The organism is Atlantibacter hermannii, from assembly GCF_009907385.1.
GTDB classification, from domain to species: Bacteria; Pseudomonadota; Gammaproteobacteria; order Enterobacterales; family Enterobacteriaceae; genus Atlantibacter; species Atlantibacter hermannii_A.
On record NZ_JAAATR010000036.1, the window covers coordinates 75,435 to 91,567 of the forward strand.

13 protein-coding genes are annotated in these 16,133 nt (G+C 53.8%); 10 read left to right on the plus strand and 3 right to left on the minus strand.

Translation table 11 applies throughout. The features are described 5' to 3' along the window. Positions 1-8: 8 nt before the first annotated feature. The 4 genes from GV764_RS11460 to GV764_RS11475 are packed head-to-tail and all read left to right on the plus strand — an operon-like array spanning position 9 to position 2,682. Positions 9-842 (plus strand): PTS system mannose/fructose/sorbose family transporter subunit IID, encoded by an 834-nt coding sequence (locus GV764_RS11460; protein ID WP_161660280.1) that lies wholly within the window; start codon positions 9-11, stop codon positions 840-842. Beyond that, positions 842-1,273: a PTS sugar transporter subunit IIA domain-containing protein gene (locus GV764_RS11465; RefSeq protein ID WP_161660281.1), complete on the plus strand. Its 432-nt coding sequence runs from the start codon at positions 842-844 to the stop codon at positions 1,271-1,273. The genes GV764_RS11460 and GV764_RS11465 overlap by 1 nt, the downstream gene beginning before the upstream one ends. Continuing rightward, on the plus strand, positions 1,254-1,970 hold the full coding sequence (locus tag GV764_RS11470) for a GntR family transcriptional regulator (RefSeq protein ID WP_161660282.1): 717 nt from the start codon (positions 1,254-1,256) through the stop codon (positions 1,968-1,970). Before GV764_RS11465 ends, GV764_RS11470 begins: the two co-directional genes overlap by 20 nt. 1 nt (position 1,971) lies before the next feature. Beyond that, a complete protein-coding gene (locus GV764_RS11475; RefSeq protein ID WP_161660283.1) occupies positions 1,972-2,682 on the plus strand; it encodes a 6-phosphogluconolactonase in 711 nt (236 codons plus the stop codon). A gap of 51 nt (positions 2,683-2,733) precedes the next feature. On the opposite strand, the gene barA is transcribed toward GV764_RS11475, so the two are convergent. Then, positions 2,734-5,487 (minus strand): two-component sensor histidine kinase BarA, encoded by a 2,754-nt coding sequence (barA, locus tag GV764_RS11480; RefSeq protein WP_161660284.1) that lies wholly within the window; start codon positions 5,485-5,487, stop codon positions 2,734-2,736. 55 nt (positions 5,488-5,542) lie between these two features. Here barA and rlmD point away from each other — a divergent pair, with 55 nt between their 5' ends. The 5 genes from rlmD (at position 5,543) to eno (ending at position 13,234) form a co-directional block, all read left to right on the plus strand. Then, entirely contained in the window at positions 5,543-6,844 is a 1,302-nt protein-coding gene (gene rlmD, locus GV764_RS11485) for a 23S rRNA (uracil(1939)-C(5))-methyltransferase RlmD (protein ID WP_161660285.1), read from the plus strand. 41 nt (positions 6,845-6,885) lie between these two features. Next, positions 6,886-9,117 (plus strand): GTP diphosphokinase, encoded by a 2,232-nt coding sequence (gene relA / locus GV764_RS11490; protein WP_161660286.1) that lies wholly within the window; start codon positions 6,886-6,888, stop codon positions 9,115-9,117. An 81-nt stretch (positions 9,118-9,198) separates the two neighbouring features. After that, on the plus strand, positions 9,199-9,990 hold the full coding sequence (mazG, locus tag GV764_RS11495) for a nucleoside triphosphate pyrophosphohydrolase (RefSeq protein ID WP_161660287.1): 792 nt from the start codon (positions 9,199-9,201) through the stop codon (positions 9,988-9,990). A gap of 224 nt (positions 9,991-10,214) precedes the next feature. After that, entirely contained in the window at positions 10,215-11,852 is a 1,638-nt protein-coding gene (pyrG, locus tag GV764_RS11500; RefSeq protein ID WP_161660288.1) for a glutamine hydrolyzing CTP synthase, read from the plus strand. A gap of 83 nt (positions 11,853-11,935) precedes the next feature. Next, positions 11,936-13,234 carry a phosphopyruvate hydratase gene (gene eno, locus GV764_RS11505; protein ID WP_125295603.1) on the plus strand — a complete coding sequence of 433 codons (1,299 nt, stop codon included), beginning with the start codon at positions 11,936-11,938 and terminating at the stop codon, positions 13,232-13,234. Between the two features lie 63 nt (positions 13,235-13,297). On the opposite strand, the gene GV764_RS11510 is transcribed toward eno, so the two are convergent. Further along, positions 13,298-14,635 (minus strand): gluconate:H+ symporter, encoded by a 1,338-nt coding sequence (locus GV764_RS11510; RefSeq protein WP_161660289.1) that lies wholly within the window; start codon positions 14,633-14,635, stop codon positions 13,298-13,300. Positions 14,636-14,935: 300 nt separating this feature from the next. Here GV764_RS11510 and queE point away from each other — a divergent pair, with 300 nt between their 5' ends. Continuing rightward, a complete protein-coding gene (gene queE, locus GV764_RS11515) occupies positions 14,936-15,607 on the plus strand; it encodes a 7-carboxy-7-deazaguanine synthase QueE (RefSeq protein WP_161660290.1) in 672 nt (223 codons plus the stop codon). 47 nt (positions 15,608-15,654) lie between these two features. Here the strand turns inward: queE and queD are convergent, their stop codons facing one another. Further along, positions 15,655-16,017 (minus strand): 6-carboxytetrahydropterin synthase QueD, encoded by a 363-nt coding sequence (gene queD / locus GV764_RS11520; RefSeq protein ID WP_161660291.1) that lies wholly within the window; start codon positions 16,015-16,017, stop codon positions 15,655-15,657. Positions 16,018-16,133 lie beyond the last annotated feature (116 nt).

Genomic DNA, 16,133 nt, shown 5'->3' on the forward strand with positions numbered 1-16,133 from the left:
TTTTTACCATGCATACATTACCTGAAAACCAAATTGAATTTGAAGATAAAACGCCCGTGACGCTGACGCGCGCTGATTTAAATAAAGTCGCCTGGCGGACCATGCTGTTGAATACCTCATTCAACTACGAGCGTATGCAGGCGGGAGGCGTGCTGTTTGCATTGCTGCCCGCGCTGAAAAAAATCCACGCCAATAACCCTGAGGATTTGAAAAAATCCCTGAAACTCCATAACGAGTTTTTTAACACCAATACCTTCGTGGTGCCAGGACCGCTGGCGTTGGGTCTGGCGGCAGAAAGCCGCAAGGAACCGGTAGCCACCATTAATGCGGTGAAGCTCGCTGCGATGGCGCCTCTGGCAGGGATTGGCGATTCGCTGCTGTGGGCGACGGGTATTCCTATTATCGGCGGCATTGCAGCCAGCCTTGCGTCAACCGGCAATGCGATTGCGCCGTTCTTTTATATTCTGGCTTTTTTCCTGCTGCAAAACCTGGTGCGTTTTGGTTTGATGCGGGTGGGGTATCGCCAGGGGATCCAGGCGATCACTTCACTGAAAGACAGTACCCGAATGATCACTCGCGCCGCCACGCTGTTGGGTCTCACGGTCATCGGCGGGTTAATTGCCGCCTATGTCAGCATCACGACGCCTTTAGTGATCCACGCCGGAGATGCCGTCGTAACAGTGCAAAAAGATCTGCTGGATGCGATCGCGCCAAAACTGCTGCCGCTACTGGTCACCGGTTTGCTGTTCTGGCTGATTAAATATAAAGGCGCGAAACCGCTGACGCTAATTTCACTGATTGCTGCGATCAGTCTGGTGTTTTCCTGGGCGGGGATCTTGTGATGAAAGGCATTGTTATATCCGGACATGGCGAGTTTGCCCAGGGGTTATTTTCTCTGGTACAAGGGATTCTGGGGCATACAGAGCAACTGGCCATTGCTCCCTATGATTTTGAAAAAGGTGCAGAAGAGCTTAAGTCCGATCTGATTGTTTGCGCCAATCGCGTCGACTCAGGGGAGGGCGTGATATTTTGCACCGATATTTTAGGGGGCACGCCTTTTAATAAATCCAGCGAGATTGCCATTGTTAATCCGGGTTATCACGTTATTGCAGGTTGTAATTTCACCACGCTTCATGCGGCAATCAGTTTGCGCGAGGATGACAGTGACGATGCGTCGCTTATTCAGGCAATTATTCAGCATGGTAAAGAAGGTATCACTTCTTTAGCTGAACAACTGGTCAGGATAAATGCCAATGAAAACGACGGAATTTAATCCTAAATACCTGATGATAGCCGAGGATATTAAAAATAAAATCGGCACACTTTACTCAATTGGCCAGCTTTTACCTGCGGAGCCCGAGCTGGAAAAAATATACATGTGCAGCCGCGCAACGATTAGAGGTGCAATCAGCTATCTGGCCTCGCTGGGTTATGTGACAAAAAGCCGCGGCATCGGCACCACCGTTAAAATGCCTGCGATGATGCATGATAACAGTAAGCCGATAAGTTTTACCGATGAGATGGCGGCATACGGCAAGCAGCACAGTACCAGCATCAAAGATTTTACCATCATTAAAGATGCCCGCATTGCTTCAGAATTAGAACTGGGGCGCGAGGGGTTAATTCTCAGGATTGCCCGGTTACGCCATATTGAAAAGAAACCGGCACTCTACGAAACCAGTTATTTACCCTATGAGCGCTTTAAGGGCATTAATGAGGAAAATATTAAAAAGCACGGTTTGTACCACATGATTGCGCAATGCACGGGGGAATACAGCATTTTTGTTGAAGAAATTTATCACCCCGTTTTAATCGGAAAACGGGAAAGCGAAATGCTGGGGCTGGAACCCGGTACGCCGATTATTAAAATTGTTCGCCAGGCTACAAATGGCGGTATTGCAATGGAATATACCGAAGCTTTCGCACATCCGGTTAATTATCAAGTTACGTTATCTATGAAAAGAGGTTGAAATGAAATTTATCTGTATTGAGTCTGAACATACCCTTGCCGATAAAGCGGCAGATGAAATTATCGGTGTCGTCAATGCAAAGCCGGATGCGTTTATGATGCTGGCATCGGGTCAGTCCCCGACATTGGCCTATGATTGCGTTTCTAAGAAGCTAAACGGTGATACTTCGCGGTTTGCATCGGTAAAAATTCATAAACTTGATGAATGGGAAGGGTTAGGGCTTGCCCATTCGCAATCCTGCGACAGCTATTTGATGAAGCATGTTTTGCAGCCATGGGGAATCAGGGAGGAGAATTACTCAGGCATTAATGCGCTGTCATCCAGTCTTCAGCTGGAGTGTGATAAAGCCAACGCGTTGCTGAGCGGCATCGTCAATCCCGATCTGTGCATTCTGGGGATTGGCCTCAACGGACATATTGGATTTAATGAGCCCGCCGATGCATTACCCGCTCAAACAGCGGTGGTGGAACTGGCTGACTCATCAATGAAACATCCAATGATTGCAGGAACGGCTCCCATTACGCGCGGCATTACGACCGGCATTGCGCAAATTCTGATGAGCAAAAAAATCATCGTGATCGTCACCGGTAAAAATAAGCAAGCAGTGTTGAAGCGGCTGATGGAAACCACACAGGTCTCTACTCAGTTCCCTGCCTCTCTGCTGCTCGCTCACCCTGACGTTACCGTGATGTATGACGCTCAGGCGAAGTAAAAGTCGCACTGGCTGTCCGGCAATACTCTCGACAGGGGTTCATTTGCCGGACTAAGCCAGTATTTTCTGCGCCTCTCGTGCCACGTTGTCCATCTCATCCAATAGCTCCAGCATTTCCGGCTCAAGATCGGCAGGTGGCGTACCGCTTCGCAACTGCTGCTCAATCAAATGGCACAGTTTTTTGAGCCTCGGAACGCCGCTATAGCCTGAGCTACCTTGCAGCTTATGGATGGTATCCAAAAGATTTTCCGGGTTTTCGCCGACCAACTGCTCCTCAAGGATGTTGCGCACTTCCGGCAGGAATTCCAGCAGCATATGCAGCATCTCCCGCGCCAGATCGGGCTTATTGGCCGCCTGGCGCAGGGCCAGTTGCCAGTCGAGGGTGGCATCCGGCTGCGGTTCTGGCGCGGCGGCGGGCGCCGCAGGCATGCTGGCGACCACCTGACCCGGCTGATAGCGCAGCAATAAAGCCCGTAATTTTTCTTCCTCAATGGGCTTCGCCAGATAATCATTCATCCCCGCCGCCAGCAGTTTTTCTTTCTGGCCCGCCATGGCATGTGCGGTAACGGCAATCACCGGTGTTTGCTGGTGATGAGGCAGTTGGCGGATCAGTTCGCAAGCGCGAATGCCATCCATGCCCGGCATTTGAATATCCATCAGGATAATGTCCAGCGGCTGCGCCCTGGCGCGTTCGATGGCCTCTATTCCGTTCTCGCACAGTTCAATATGCTGAACGTGATCGTTAAGCAGCGCGGCGATCAGCTTCAGGTTAGCTGGATTATCGTCTACCGCCATCACCGTCATCGCCAGTTTGCCCTGCTCGTCGGCAGGCAGGTGTACAGGATGACCATTAGGACAATGCTCCAGCAGCAGCGGGAGCAGCCGGGTTGCCGTGATGGGTTTCAGTAAACAGCCCGCCGCACCTTCTTCCTTCAACGCCTCAGCGTCTACCTGAGCATGGCAGGGCAGGGCCAGCAGCAGGCAGTCGGTCATGGTCGCCGCTTTTGCCAGTAGCTCATGCTGCATGGTCAGCGGCTCACGCTGAGTCACAGAGGTGGCATAAAGCAGGATATCGTAATGGCTTTCCGTCAGGCCGGTAAACGTAGGGCTATAGACCACGGTAAGCGGCGTGGTGGCTAACACATCCAGGGTGCTTTGCGCGGCGGCCTGGTTAGGCTCTACGTAAGCAATGCGTCTGCCCGCCAGAATGTCTGTGGTCTGGCGGTCAATCACCACGTTTTGGTTCAAATCGAGATTGATATGGAACCAGAAGGTCGAACCGCGATTCGGCTGGCTGTGGAATGAGATATCACCCCCCATTTCATTGACCAGACGCTGGGTGATCACCAGCCCCAGACCGGTGCCGCCGTGACGCCGGGAGATACTCGCGTCCGCCTGGCGGAAGGCCTGGAACAGGCGCGACTGATCGCGCTCCGGAATGCCGATGCCGGTGTCGCGGATTTGGATTTCAAGCTGCACTTTGCTGTGGCTGATGGCTCGCTTCTCAACAAAAATATCAATATTGCCGCTTTCGGTGAATTTAATGGCGTTGCCCACCAGATTGGTGATCACCTGTTGCAGGCGCAGCGGATCGCCAATCACGTTATCCGGCACATCGTTTTTGATATTGATGGTCAGTTCAAGCCCTTTGTCATGCGCCGAATGGGCCAGCAGCGTCATCACTTCGTCCAGTGTGGTTCGCAGCAGGAAGGGGATACTTTCGAGGATCAGTTTCCCGGCTTCCAGTTTTGAGAAGTCCAGCACATCGTTGATGATAGCCAGCAGGTTGTTGGCCGAACGCTCAATGGTGTTGAGATGGTCGCGCTGGGTAGGATTGAGATCGGTTTTCAGCGTTAACCGGGTAAAGCCGATCACGCCGTTGAGCGGGGTACGCAGCTCATGGGACATATTGGCGAGGAACTCGGATTTGATCCGCGCCGCTTCCTGGGCGCGTTTTTTGGCCAGATCCAGCTCCACGTTCTGGATCTCCATCTGCTCCAGCGTTTCACGCAGGTCCGAGGTCGCCTGGTCCACGTTATGCTGCATTTCCTCATGGTAGGCCGCCAGCGACATCGCCATTGAATTGATGCCGTTCTTCAGCATATCCAGTTCGCCAAGCATAAAGCCTTCCACGCGGCTATCGAGCTGCCCGCGACGGATACGGTCGACGGTATTCACCATATTGCGGATCGGCCCGGTGACGTCGCGCATCAGACGCCAGGCGAATATCAATGCGCAAAAAATGCATAGCGATAGCATTAACACCGAGATGATCATCTCTTTATACTGTTGCAGCCGCACCGAGCTGAGGTCGAGCTCCAGCGCCACGTAGCCCAGCATATTGCCTTCCGGCTTGGCGTCGGTGGCGGCTGATTCATCAGGTGAGTAGCTCTCCGAGATGATCGGCGTGCGCATAATCATTACGTTGCCCTGACGGCTTACCGTGAGGTGCGTGGGCAGCGCGCTGCCTTCGCTGAGACGCAGCCCTTCGGTTCGGGAATGGGAATTCGAGGTAACGAACAGGTTGTTGTCCCGATCGTAGACTGATATCGCCCGCACAATATCCGAATGACGGCGGTGCAGAACGCTAATCAACTGCCGGACGGATTCACGGTTTTTTTGATTGATGCCGTATTCGCTGGACACCGCCAGCGGCTCGATAATGCTGGCTCCGGCGTCTTCCAGTTGGCGCTGTAAATCATGATAGCGGTGGACGACGAAGAAAATACTCAGCAGCAACCCGATAAGCACGGTTGGCGCCAGGATCAGAATCATCATGCGTGCCCGCAGGCTGTAGTTGGTCATGGGCTTCCGTTATGGGACAATCATCGTCACTTAGTTTTAAGAATACCTGTAAGCAATGGCGCAATTCTACTCTGCAAAGCGACGCGTGACGACGCGTCAGATCATAACCGTTACGGTAAATGACCTTGACCCTTTTGGTCAGGGCGTAGCTCGTCACGATGGTAAGGCTTTATTTATTAGCGGATTACTCCCAGGCGAACGGGCGGAGGTGACGCTCACCCAGGATAAACGCAATTTTGGTCACGCGACGGTAAACAAACGGCTACATGATAGCCCGGCCCGCGTCACGCCGCGCTGCCCGCATTTCGGCGTCTGCGGCGGCTGCCAGCAGCAGCATGCCAGCGTTGCGCTTCAGCAAACCAGTAAATCCCAGGCACTGGCGCGCATGATGAACCATCCGGTTGACGAGATCATTGCCGGGCCGGAGTGGGGCTACCGCCGTCGTGCGCGGTTGAGCTTGAATTACCTGGCCCGCGCGCAAACCTTACAGATGGGGTTTCGCAAAGCCGCCTCCAGTGAACTGATCGATATCCGGCAGTGCCCCATTTTGGCTCCCCAGCTTGAGGCGTTGCTGCCCGCGCTGCGTACCTGCCTGAACGAATTACAGGGCGCGCGGCGGCTGGGGCATGTGGAACTGGTGCTGGCGGATAACGGTCCGCTGATGGTGTTGCGCCATCCCGAGCCGTTATCGGCAAAAGATAAACAAAAACTGGAACAGTTCTCGCATCAGCAGGATGTGGCGCTGTTTTTAGCGCCGCAAAGTGATTCACTGGAACAGCTGACCGGGGACGCGCCGTATTATCATTCAGACGGTCTACGCTTAACCTTTAGCCCGCGCGACTTTATCCAGGTTAATGATGCGGTCAACCAGCAGATGGTGGCGCGGGCCATTGAATGGCTTGATGTACAACCCGACGATCGGGTGCTGGATCTGTTTTGCGGAATGGGCAATTTTACCCTGCCGCTGGCCACGCGCGCCAACAATGTCATTGGTGTGGAAGGCGTCCCCGCATTAGTGGCGAAGGCTCAGCGTAATGCCGAAGATAATGGGCTTAAAAACGTCACCTTTTTTCATGAAAATTTGGAAGAAGATGTTACGCAACAGCCCTGGGCTGCGCAGGGGTTTGATAAGATATTACTGGACCCGGCCCGCGCCGGCGCGCCCGGCGTGATGCCGCATATTGTGAAATTAATGCCCAGCCGCGTGGTCTACGTTTCCTGTAATCCAGCCACGCTTTCGCGCGACAGCGACGTATTACTGCAGGCGGGATACCAAATTCAGCGGCTGGCGATGCTGGATATGTTCCCGCACACTGGGCATCTGGAGTCTATGGTGCTGTTTGTTCGGCATGAGTGAAGGCCTGGTAACAGGCCAACGCGTCCCTGAAGGAGAGGACAATGGTTGCGGTAAGAAGTGCACATCTCAATAAAGCTGGTGAATTTGACCATGAAAAATGGGTTGCGAGTCTTGGGATCAATAACCAGCAGTCGTGTGAACGCTTAACCGAAACCTGGGCGTATTGCGAACAGCTCACCAAAGGGCACCCGCAGGCGGAGCTGCTGCTGTGGCGCGGCGTCGAGATGGTGGAGATCCTCTCGATGTTGAGTATGGATAACGACACGCTACGCGCCGCGCTGCTTTTCCCTATTGCCGATGCCGACGTGGTGAGTGAAGACGTGCTCAAAGAGACGGTGGGCAAATCCATCGTCAATCTGATCCACGGCGTGCGCGATATGGACGCCATCCGCCAGCTGAAAGCCACCCATACTGACTCCGTCTCTTCAGAGCAGGTCGACAATGTGCGCCGCATGCTGCTGGCGATGGTGGACGATTTCCGCTGCGTGGTGATTAAACTTGCCGAGCGTATCGCCCACTTGCGCGAAGTCAAAGACGCGCCGGAAGACGAACGCGTGCTGGCGGCCAAAGAGTGCACCAATATTTATGCGCCGCTGGCCAACCGCTTAGGCATCGGCCAGCTCAAATGGGAACTGGAAGATTACTGCTTCCGGTATTTGCGGCCGGCGGAATATAAACGCATCGCCAAACTGCTGCATGAGCGGCGTATCGACCGTGAACATTACATCGACGAATTCGTGGGGCTGATCCGCAAATCAATTAAAGAAGAGGGCGTAAAAGCCGAGGTTTACGGGCGTCCGAAGCATATTTACAGCATCTGGCGCAAAATGCAGAAGAAACATCTCGCCTTTGACGAGCTGTTTGACGTGCGCGCAGTGCGCATCGTGGCCGAACGTTTGCAGGACTGCTACGCCTCGTTGGGGATTGTCCATACCCTGTTCCGCCATCTGCCTGACGAATTCGACGATTATGTCGCCAACCCGAAACCCAACGGCTACCAGTCAATCCACACCGTGGTGCTGGGGCCAGGCGGTAAGACGGTGGAGATCCAGATCCGTACCCGCCAGATGCATGAAGACGCCGAGCTGGGCGTGGCGGCGCACTGGAAATACAAAGAAGGCACGGCAGGCGGCGGCCATGCCGGTTATGAAGACCGTATCGCCTGGCTGCGCAAACTGATTGCGTGGCAGGAAGAGATGTCCGATTCCGGCGAAATGCTCGACGAAGTACGCAGCCAGGTGTTCGACGACCGGGTCTACGTGTTTACCCCGAAAGGCGATGTGGTGGATTTGCCTGCCGGCTCCACGCCGCTGGATTTCGCCTATCACATCCATAGCGATGTCGGCCACCGCTGCATTGGGGCCAAAATCGGCGGGCGCATCGTGCCGTTTACCTATCAGCTGCAAATGGGCGATCAGATTGAAATCATCACCCAGAAACAGCCGAACCCGAGCCGCGACTGGCTGAACCCGAATCTGGGCTACGTCACGACCAGCCGTGGACGCTCTAAAATCCACGCATGGTTCCGCAAACAGGATCGCGATAAAAATATCCTCGCCGGGCGTCAAATCCTCGACGATGAACTGGCGCACCTCGGCATCAGCCTGAAGGAAGCGGAAAAGCATCTGCTGCCGCGCTATAACTTCAATGAAATCGAGGAGCTGCTGGCGGCGATTGGCGGCGGCGATATTCGCCTCAATCAGATGGTTAATTTCCTGCAGGCGCAGTTTAATAAGCCCAGCGCCGCCGAGCAGGATGCCGCTGCGCTGAAGCAGCTTCAGCAAAAAAGCTATCAGCCGCAGACCCGCAACAACAAGAACAACGGTCGCGTGGTGGTGGAGGGCGTCGGTAACCTGATGCACCACATCGCCCGCTGCTGCCAGCCCATCCCCGGAGACGATATCGTCGGCTTTATCACCCAGGGACGCGGGATCTCTATCCACCGCGCCGATTGCGATCAACTGACTGAATTACAGTCGCACGCGCCGGAGCGCATTGTTGATGCGGTATGGGGCGAAAGTTACTCCGCAGGCTATTCGCTGGTGGTGCGCGTAACGGCCAACGATCGCAGTGGATTGCTGCGTGATATCACCACCATCTTAGCCAACGAAAAAGTCAACGTGCTTGGCGTGGCGAGCCGCAGCGATACTAAACAGCAACTGGCCACCATCGATATGGATATTGAAATCTATAACCTGCAGGTGCTGGGCCGCGTGCTGGGCAAACTCAACCAGGTGCCGGACGTTATCGACGCCCGCCGCCTGCACGGATAATTGCTCTTAGCCTCTGTTCGCCAGAGGGCCGGGGTGCAGCGCAAATACGCTGTACCCCGTTTTTATTAACAGGATCTCATTATGAATCAACTCGATCGCCTGCTGGGCATTATGGAACGACTGCGCGATCCGCAAACCGGCTGCCCGTGGGATAACGCGCAGACCTTTGCCACCATCGCGCCTTACACCCTCGAAGAAACCTATGAAGTGCTCGACGCCATCGCGCGGGAAGATTTTGACGATCTGCGCGGCGAACTGGGCGATTTGCTGTTTCAGGTGGTGTTTTACGCCCGCATGGCTGAAGAGCAGGAGCGCTTTAATTTCAGTGATATTTGCCGCGCCATCAGCGACAAACTGGAGCGCCGTCACCCGCACATCTTCGGCGAGGCGAACTTTGCCGATAGCGAGCAAGTCCTCGCTAACTGGGAGAAAACCAAAAGCGCCGAGCGGGCCGAAAAAGCGCAACACTCTGCGCTGGACGATATTCCTGAAAGCCTGCCAGCGCTGATGCGGGCGTATAAAATCCAGAAACGCTGCGCGGCGGTGGGGTTTGACTGGACCACCCTCGGCCCGGTGGTCGACAAAGTGCATGAAGAGCTGGATGAAGTGATGCATGAAGCCAACCAGGCGGTGGTGGACGAGGAGAAGCTGGAAGAGGAGATTGGCGACCTGCTGTTTGCGACGGTAAACCTGTCCCGTCACCTGGGCAGTAAAGCGGAAATCGCGCTGCAAAAGGCTAACCGCAAATTCGAGCGCCGCTTCCGCGAAGTGGAAAAGATCATCGCCGCCCGGGGGCTAAAACTGGGCGACGCTACGCTCGATCAGATGGAAAATGCCTGGTGCGAAGTAAAACGCCAGGAAGCTGATAAATAAACAGTTTTTGCGATCAAGCGCTTGTTGTTGCAAAACGTAACTGACAAGTGCTTGATTTACGTCAAAAACATTTCCGCCAGACGGGCTATTTTCTTCCGGCTTTATTAAGCGAGGTGTGGCGTTGATTGCTGAGAATGAAAGTTTGTGAGCCCCGTCCTGTTCAGGTATACTACTTTCCCGTCCTGGTATTCCACCGTCTTTAAACCTAACTTCTCAGGTTCAGCATGACAACGAACTATATTTTTGTGACCGGCGGGGTCGTTTCCTCTCTGGGTAAAGGCATTGCCGCAGCCTCCCTCGCAGCCATTCTTGAAGCCCGTGGCCTCAACGTAACTATCATGAAACTGGATCCGTATATCAACGTCGATCCGGGCACCATGAGCCCCATTCAACACGGGGAAGTGTTCGTAACTGAAGACGGCGCTGAAACCGATTTAGACCTCGGCCACTACGAGCGTTTTATCCGCACGCGTATGACGCGTCGCAACAACTTCACTACGGGCCGCATCTACTCCGAGGTTCTGCGTAAAGAACGTCGCGGCGACTATCTTGGCGCGACCGTACAGGTTATTCCGCACATCACCAACGCCATTAAAGAACGCATTCTGGAAGGCGGCGAAGGCCACGACGTGGTACTGGTAGAAATCGGCGGTACCGTCGGCGATATCGAATCCCTGCCGTTCCTTGAAGCGATTCGCCAGATGGCGGTGGAAGTGGGCCGCGAGCATACCATGTATATGCACCTGACCCTGGTGCCGTATATGGCCGCAGCCGGTGAAGTTAAAACCAAGCCGACACAACACTCTGTCAAAGAGCTGCTCTCCATCGGTATTCAGCCAGATATCCTGATTTGCCGTTCCGATCGCGCAGTCCCTGCTAATGAGCGTGCCAAAATTGCTTTATTCTGTAACGTTCCGGAAAAAGCGGTTATTTCTCTGAAAGATGTCGATTCAATCTATAAAATTCCGGGCCTGTTGAAATCCCAGGGGCTGGACGATTATATTTGTAAACGATTCAGCTTGAGCTGCCCTGAGGCAAATCTGGCAGAATGGGAGCAGGTGATTTACGAAGAAGCCAATCCGGCTGGTGAAGTGACCATCGGGATGGTCGGCAAATACATTGAATTGCCGGACGCCTACAAATCGGTGATTGAAGCGCTGAAACACGGCGGCCTGAAAAACCGTACGACAGTCAACATCAAGCTGATCGATTCGCAGGATGTTGAAACCCGTGGCGACGAAGTGCTGAAAGGTCTGGACGCGATCCTCATCCCTGGCGGCTTCGGCTATCGCGGCGTGGAAGGCAAAATCGCCACTGCGCGCTATGCGCGTGAAAACAATATTCCTTACCTGGGCATTTGCCTGGGGATGCAGGTTGCATTGATTGAATTCGCCCGTAATGTGGCGAATATGGACAACGCCAACTCAACCGAATTTGTGCCAGACTGTAAGTACCCTGTCGTGGCGCTTATCACGGAATGGCGTGATGAAGACGGCAATGTCGAAGTGCGTTCTGAGAAGAGCGACCTCGGCGGCACCATGCGCCTGGGCGCACAGCAGTGCCAGTTAGATGATGAGAGCCTGGTTCGCAAGCTGTACGGCGCGCCGACCATTGTTGAACGTCACCGTCACCGTTATGAAGTCAACAACCTGTTACTGAAACAAATTGAAGCAGCGGGTCTGCGTGTTGCGGGTCGTTCTGGCGATGATCAACTGGTCGAAATCATCGAAGTGCCGAATCACCCCTGGTTTGTGGCGTGTCAGTTCCACCCGGAATTCACCTCCACACCACGTGATGGACACCCACTGTTTGCAGGCTTCGTGAAGGCCGCAACTGAGTATCAGAAGCGTCAGGCGAAGTAAAACGAGTTAGTACGGCAGTGCACCCACATACGGTGCACTGTTTGTCTGGAGTTTTAGTTAACTTGTGACTAGAGGAAAATCTAATGTCCAAAATCGTTAAAATCATCGGTCGTGAAATCATCGACTCCCGTGGTAACCCGACTGTTGAAGCTGAAGTTCACCTGGAAGGCGGTTTTGTCGGTATGGCAGCTGCGCCGTCAGGGGCTTCTACAGGTTCCCGCGAAGCGCTGGAACTGCGCGATGGCGACAAATCCCGCTTCATGGGCAAAGGCGTAACCAAAGCTGTTGGCGCGGTTAACGGCCCGATTGCTCAGGCTCTGCTGGGTAAAGACGCGAAAGACCAGGCTGGCCTCGACAAAATCATGATCGAGCTGGACGGTACTGACAACAAATCTAACTTCGGCGCTAACGCGATTCTGGCTGTTTCTCTGGCTGCCGCTAAAGCTGCCGCTGCCGCGAAAGGCATGCCGCTGTACGAGCACATTGCTGAACTGAACGGCACCCCGGGCAAATTCTCTATGCCGCTGCCGATGATGAACATCATCAACGGTGGTGAGCACGCTGACAACAACGTTGATATCCAGGAATTTATGATTCAACCGGTTGGCGCGAAAACCCTGAAAGAAGCGGTACGCATCGGTTCTGAAGTGTTCCACAACCTGGCGAAAGTGCTGAAGTCTAAAGGCATGAACACCGCTGTGGGCGACGAAGGCGGCTACGCGCCGAACCTGGGTTCCAACGCCGAAGCGCTGGCTGTTATCGCTGAAGCGGTAAAAGCAGCAGGCTACGAACTGGGTAAAGACGTTACCCTGGCGATGGACTGCGCAGCATCTGAATTCTACAAAGACGGCAAATACGTTCTGGCTGGCGAAGGCAACAAAGCGTTCACCTCTGAAGAATTCACCCACTTCCTGGAAGAACTGACCAAACAGTATCCGATCGTGTCCATCGAAGATGGTCTGGACGAGTCTGACTGGGACGGCTTCGCTTACCAGACTAAAGTCCTGGGCGACAAAATCCAGCTGGTTGGTGACGACCTGTTCGTTACCAACACCAAGATCCTGAAAGAAGGCATCGAGAAAGGCATCGCTAACTCCATCCTGATCAAATTCAACCAGATCGGTTCTCTGACCGAAACGCTGGCTGCAATCAAGATGGCGAAAGATGCAGGCTACACTGCCGTTATTTCTCACCGTTCTGGCGAAACCGAAGACGCGACCATTGCCGACCTGGCAGTCGGTACTGCTGCTGGCCAGATCAAAACCGGTTCTATGAGCCGTTCTGACCGTGTTGCTAAGTACAACCAGCTGATTCGTATCGAAGAAGCGCTGGGTGATCGTGCACCGTTCAACGGTCTGAAAGAAGTGAAAGGCCAGGCGTAATCGTCGGCATTTTCGCTTAAAAAGCCGGGCAGTAATGCCCGGCTTTTTTGTTTTCTGAGGCACTTAAATTATCAAGTCCAGCAGCAGAACAATCAGCAAGCCCACCACTGAGTTAGTCAGTTCCAGCAAGCCCCAGGTCTTAAAAGTATCTTTTATAGACAGGCCAAAATATTCTTTGAACAGCCAGAAGGCGGCGTCGTTAACGTGCGTCAGGGTGTTACTCCCGGACGCGGTCGCCAGCACCATCAGCGCCGGATCGACGTTAAAGGTAGTAATCATCGGCCCGACAATCCCGGCGGCGGTAATTGCCGAAACCGTACCCGCACCGGTCGCCAGACGTAACAGCACGGTGATAAACCACGCCATGATCAGCGGCGACACCGAGGAGGTGCGCATCATATCGGCGATATAGTCACCCACGCCGGTATCCATAATGATCTGCTTAAACGCGCCGCCTGCGCCGATAATAAACACCACCAGCGCGACTTTTTCGATCGCAGTGGAATACGAAAGCATTACTTCGGTCATCGACTTGCCGCGTGCGGTACCGAAGGCATAGAGCGCCACCAGCACCGCGATCAGCATGCTGATTTGCGCGCTGCCGACGAAGTTCAGCAGCGAGGTGACATGCGGATTCGCCGGGACTACCAGCTTGATAAGCGTTACGCCGGTAATGATGATTGCCGGGATCAGCGGAACCAGCAAACTGACGGCGAACGAGGGCATCTCATCATCGCGGAATACTTTCTGAGATTCGAGCAGTTGTGGGATCGGGCGCTCCAGGTTACCCAACAGTTTCGGCAAAATAATCCCGGAACAAATCACCGTTGGGATCGCCACAATCACGCCGTAGATATAGACCATCCCCATATCTGCATGAAACGCCGCCACCAGCGCGGTAGGGCCAGGCTGCGGCGGGAACAGGCTGTGGGCAGTGGTTGCTGCGGCGACCATGGTGATACCGAGTTTCAGGAACGGTATTTTCGCTTCCCTGGCGATACTGATCACCAGCGGCGCGAGGATCAGAAAGGCTACTTCATAGAACATGGCGAGGCCAAAAATCAGCCCGATAACCATAATCGCCCACTGTACTTTTTTCGGCCCGAAGCGCTGAAGCAGCGTTGAAGAGACCCGCTGCGCAGCGCCCGAATCCACCATCAATTTCCCGAGGATAGCGCCGAAGAGAATAATCAGCGCCAGGTGACCAAGGGTGCTTCCTATCCCCGTCTCAATAGACTTGCCGATAGCTTCCAGCGGTAAGCCTTCGCAAACACCCACGAAGATTGCCGCCAGCAGTAATGCCAGCATCCCATTGATTTTAAACTTCATATTGAGTATTAACAGTACCACGACGCCAAGCGCTACCCAGATGACCGGCATGGCTTCAACAAGAGTGTTCATCCAGTTTCCTTTATAAAATTTATAATTGGTATGATATGTAGGTGAGATTGGATATTACTCGGCTGAATGTGTTATACCAATTTAATTAGCAGGGTAAGCTTTAAAAGGTGATGAACCGCAAATATTGGTGAAATATGAATTTTCGTTGCACACGCGATACTAAGGTGTGTCACAAAATTTGCTTTTGCGTTAGCGCAGGGCGGATTTACCGCCCTGGCAAGCCTTCCGGGCAGGAACTGCGCAAGCGCCAGTGGCAGTAATATGCGATAATAGTGGTTTACCACCAATGAAGAGCCGATAATGCAGTACCCGATAAACGAGATGTTCCAGACCCTGCAAGGCGAGGGTTATTTCACCGGCGTTCCCGCCATTTTTATTCGCTTGCAGGGATGCCCGGTAGGCTGTGCCTGGTGCGACACCAAACACACCTGGGACAAGCTTGCCGATCGGGAAGTGTCGCTTTACAGCATCCTTGCCAAAACCAAAGAGAGCGATAAATGGGGCGCCGCCAGCCCGGAAGAGTTGCTGGCGGTGATTGAACGCCAGGGCTGGACCGCGCGTCATGTGGTGATCACCGGTGGCGAGCCCTGTATTCACGACCTCATCCCGCTCACCCATCTGCTGGAAAAAAGCGGTTTTAGCTGCCAGATTGAAACCAGCGGCACCCATGAAATCCGCGCGATTGCCACCACGTGGGTGACGGTCTCGCCGAAAGTGAATATGCGTGGCGGATATGATGTGCTGCATCAGGCGCTGGAGCGGGCCGATGAAATCAAACATCCGGTCGGGCGGATGCGCGATATTGAAGCGCTGGATGAGTTGCTGGCAACGCTCAACGACCAGAAACAGCGCGTGATTGCGCTTCAGCCGATCAGCCAGAAAGAAGACGCTACGCGCCTGTGCATTGAAACCTGCATCGCCCGCAACTGGCGTTTCTCAATGCAGACGCATAAGTACCTGAATATTGCCTGATATAACTTTTCGCCCGAACGTATTCTGATAACGTCCGGGCGAATCTCTTATTCGCCGCGATACACGCAGCCTGCCGTGCAGGTTTCTTTGATCATCACCGCACTCAGCAACGGCATTTTCGGCTTCATCTGCTGCCAAATCCAGCGCGCCAGCACTTCGCTGGTGGGGTTTTCCAGGCCGGGGATATCATTCAGATAATAGTGATCCAGCCGATCGTAGATCGGTTTAAACGCCGCTTTTAAGTCAGCGAAATCAATAATCCAGCCGGTGTGGGGATCCACATCCCCGGTAATGTCCAGGCGGACCAAAAATGAGTGGCCATGCAGACGACCGCATTTATGCCCTTCCGGCACATGGGGTAAACGGTGGGCGGCTTCGAAGATGAATTCTTTAAAAATTGTGGTTGGCATGACGGGATCCTGGTGCAAAAAAACCGCCGTAGGGTACCGGAAACCATTTTTTTTAGCATTAACTAAAACCGGCATTCCGTGGCGAAGCGCGGTTTTTGGCATGTAGCATTTAAAAT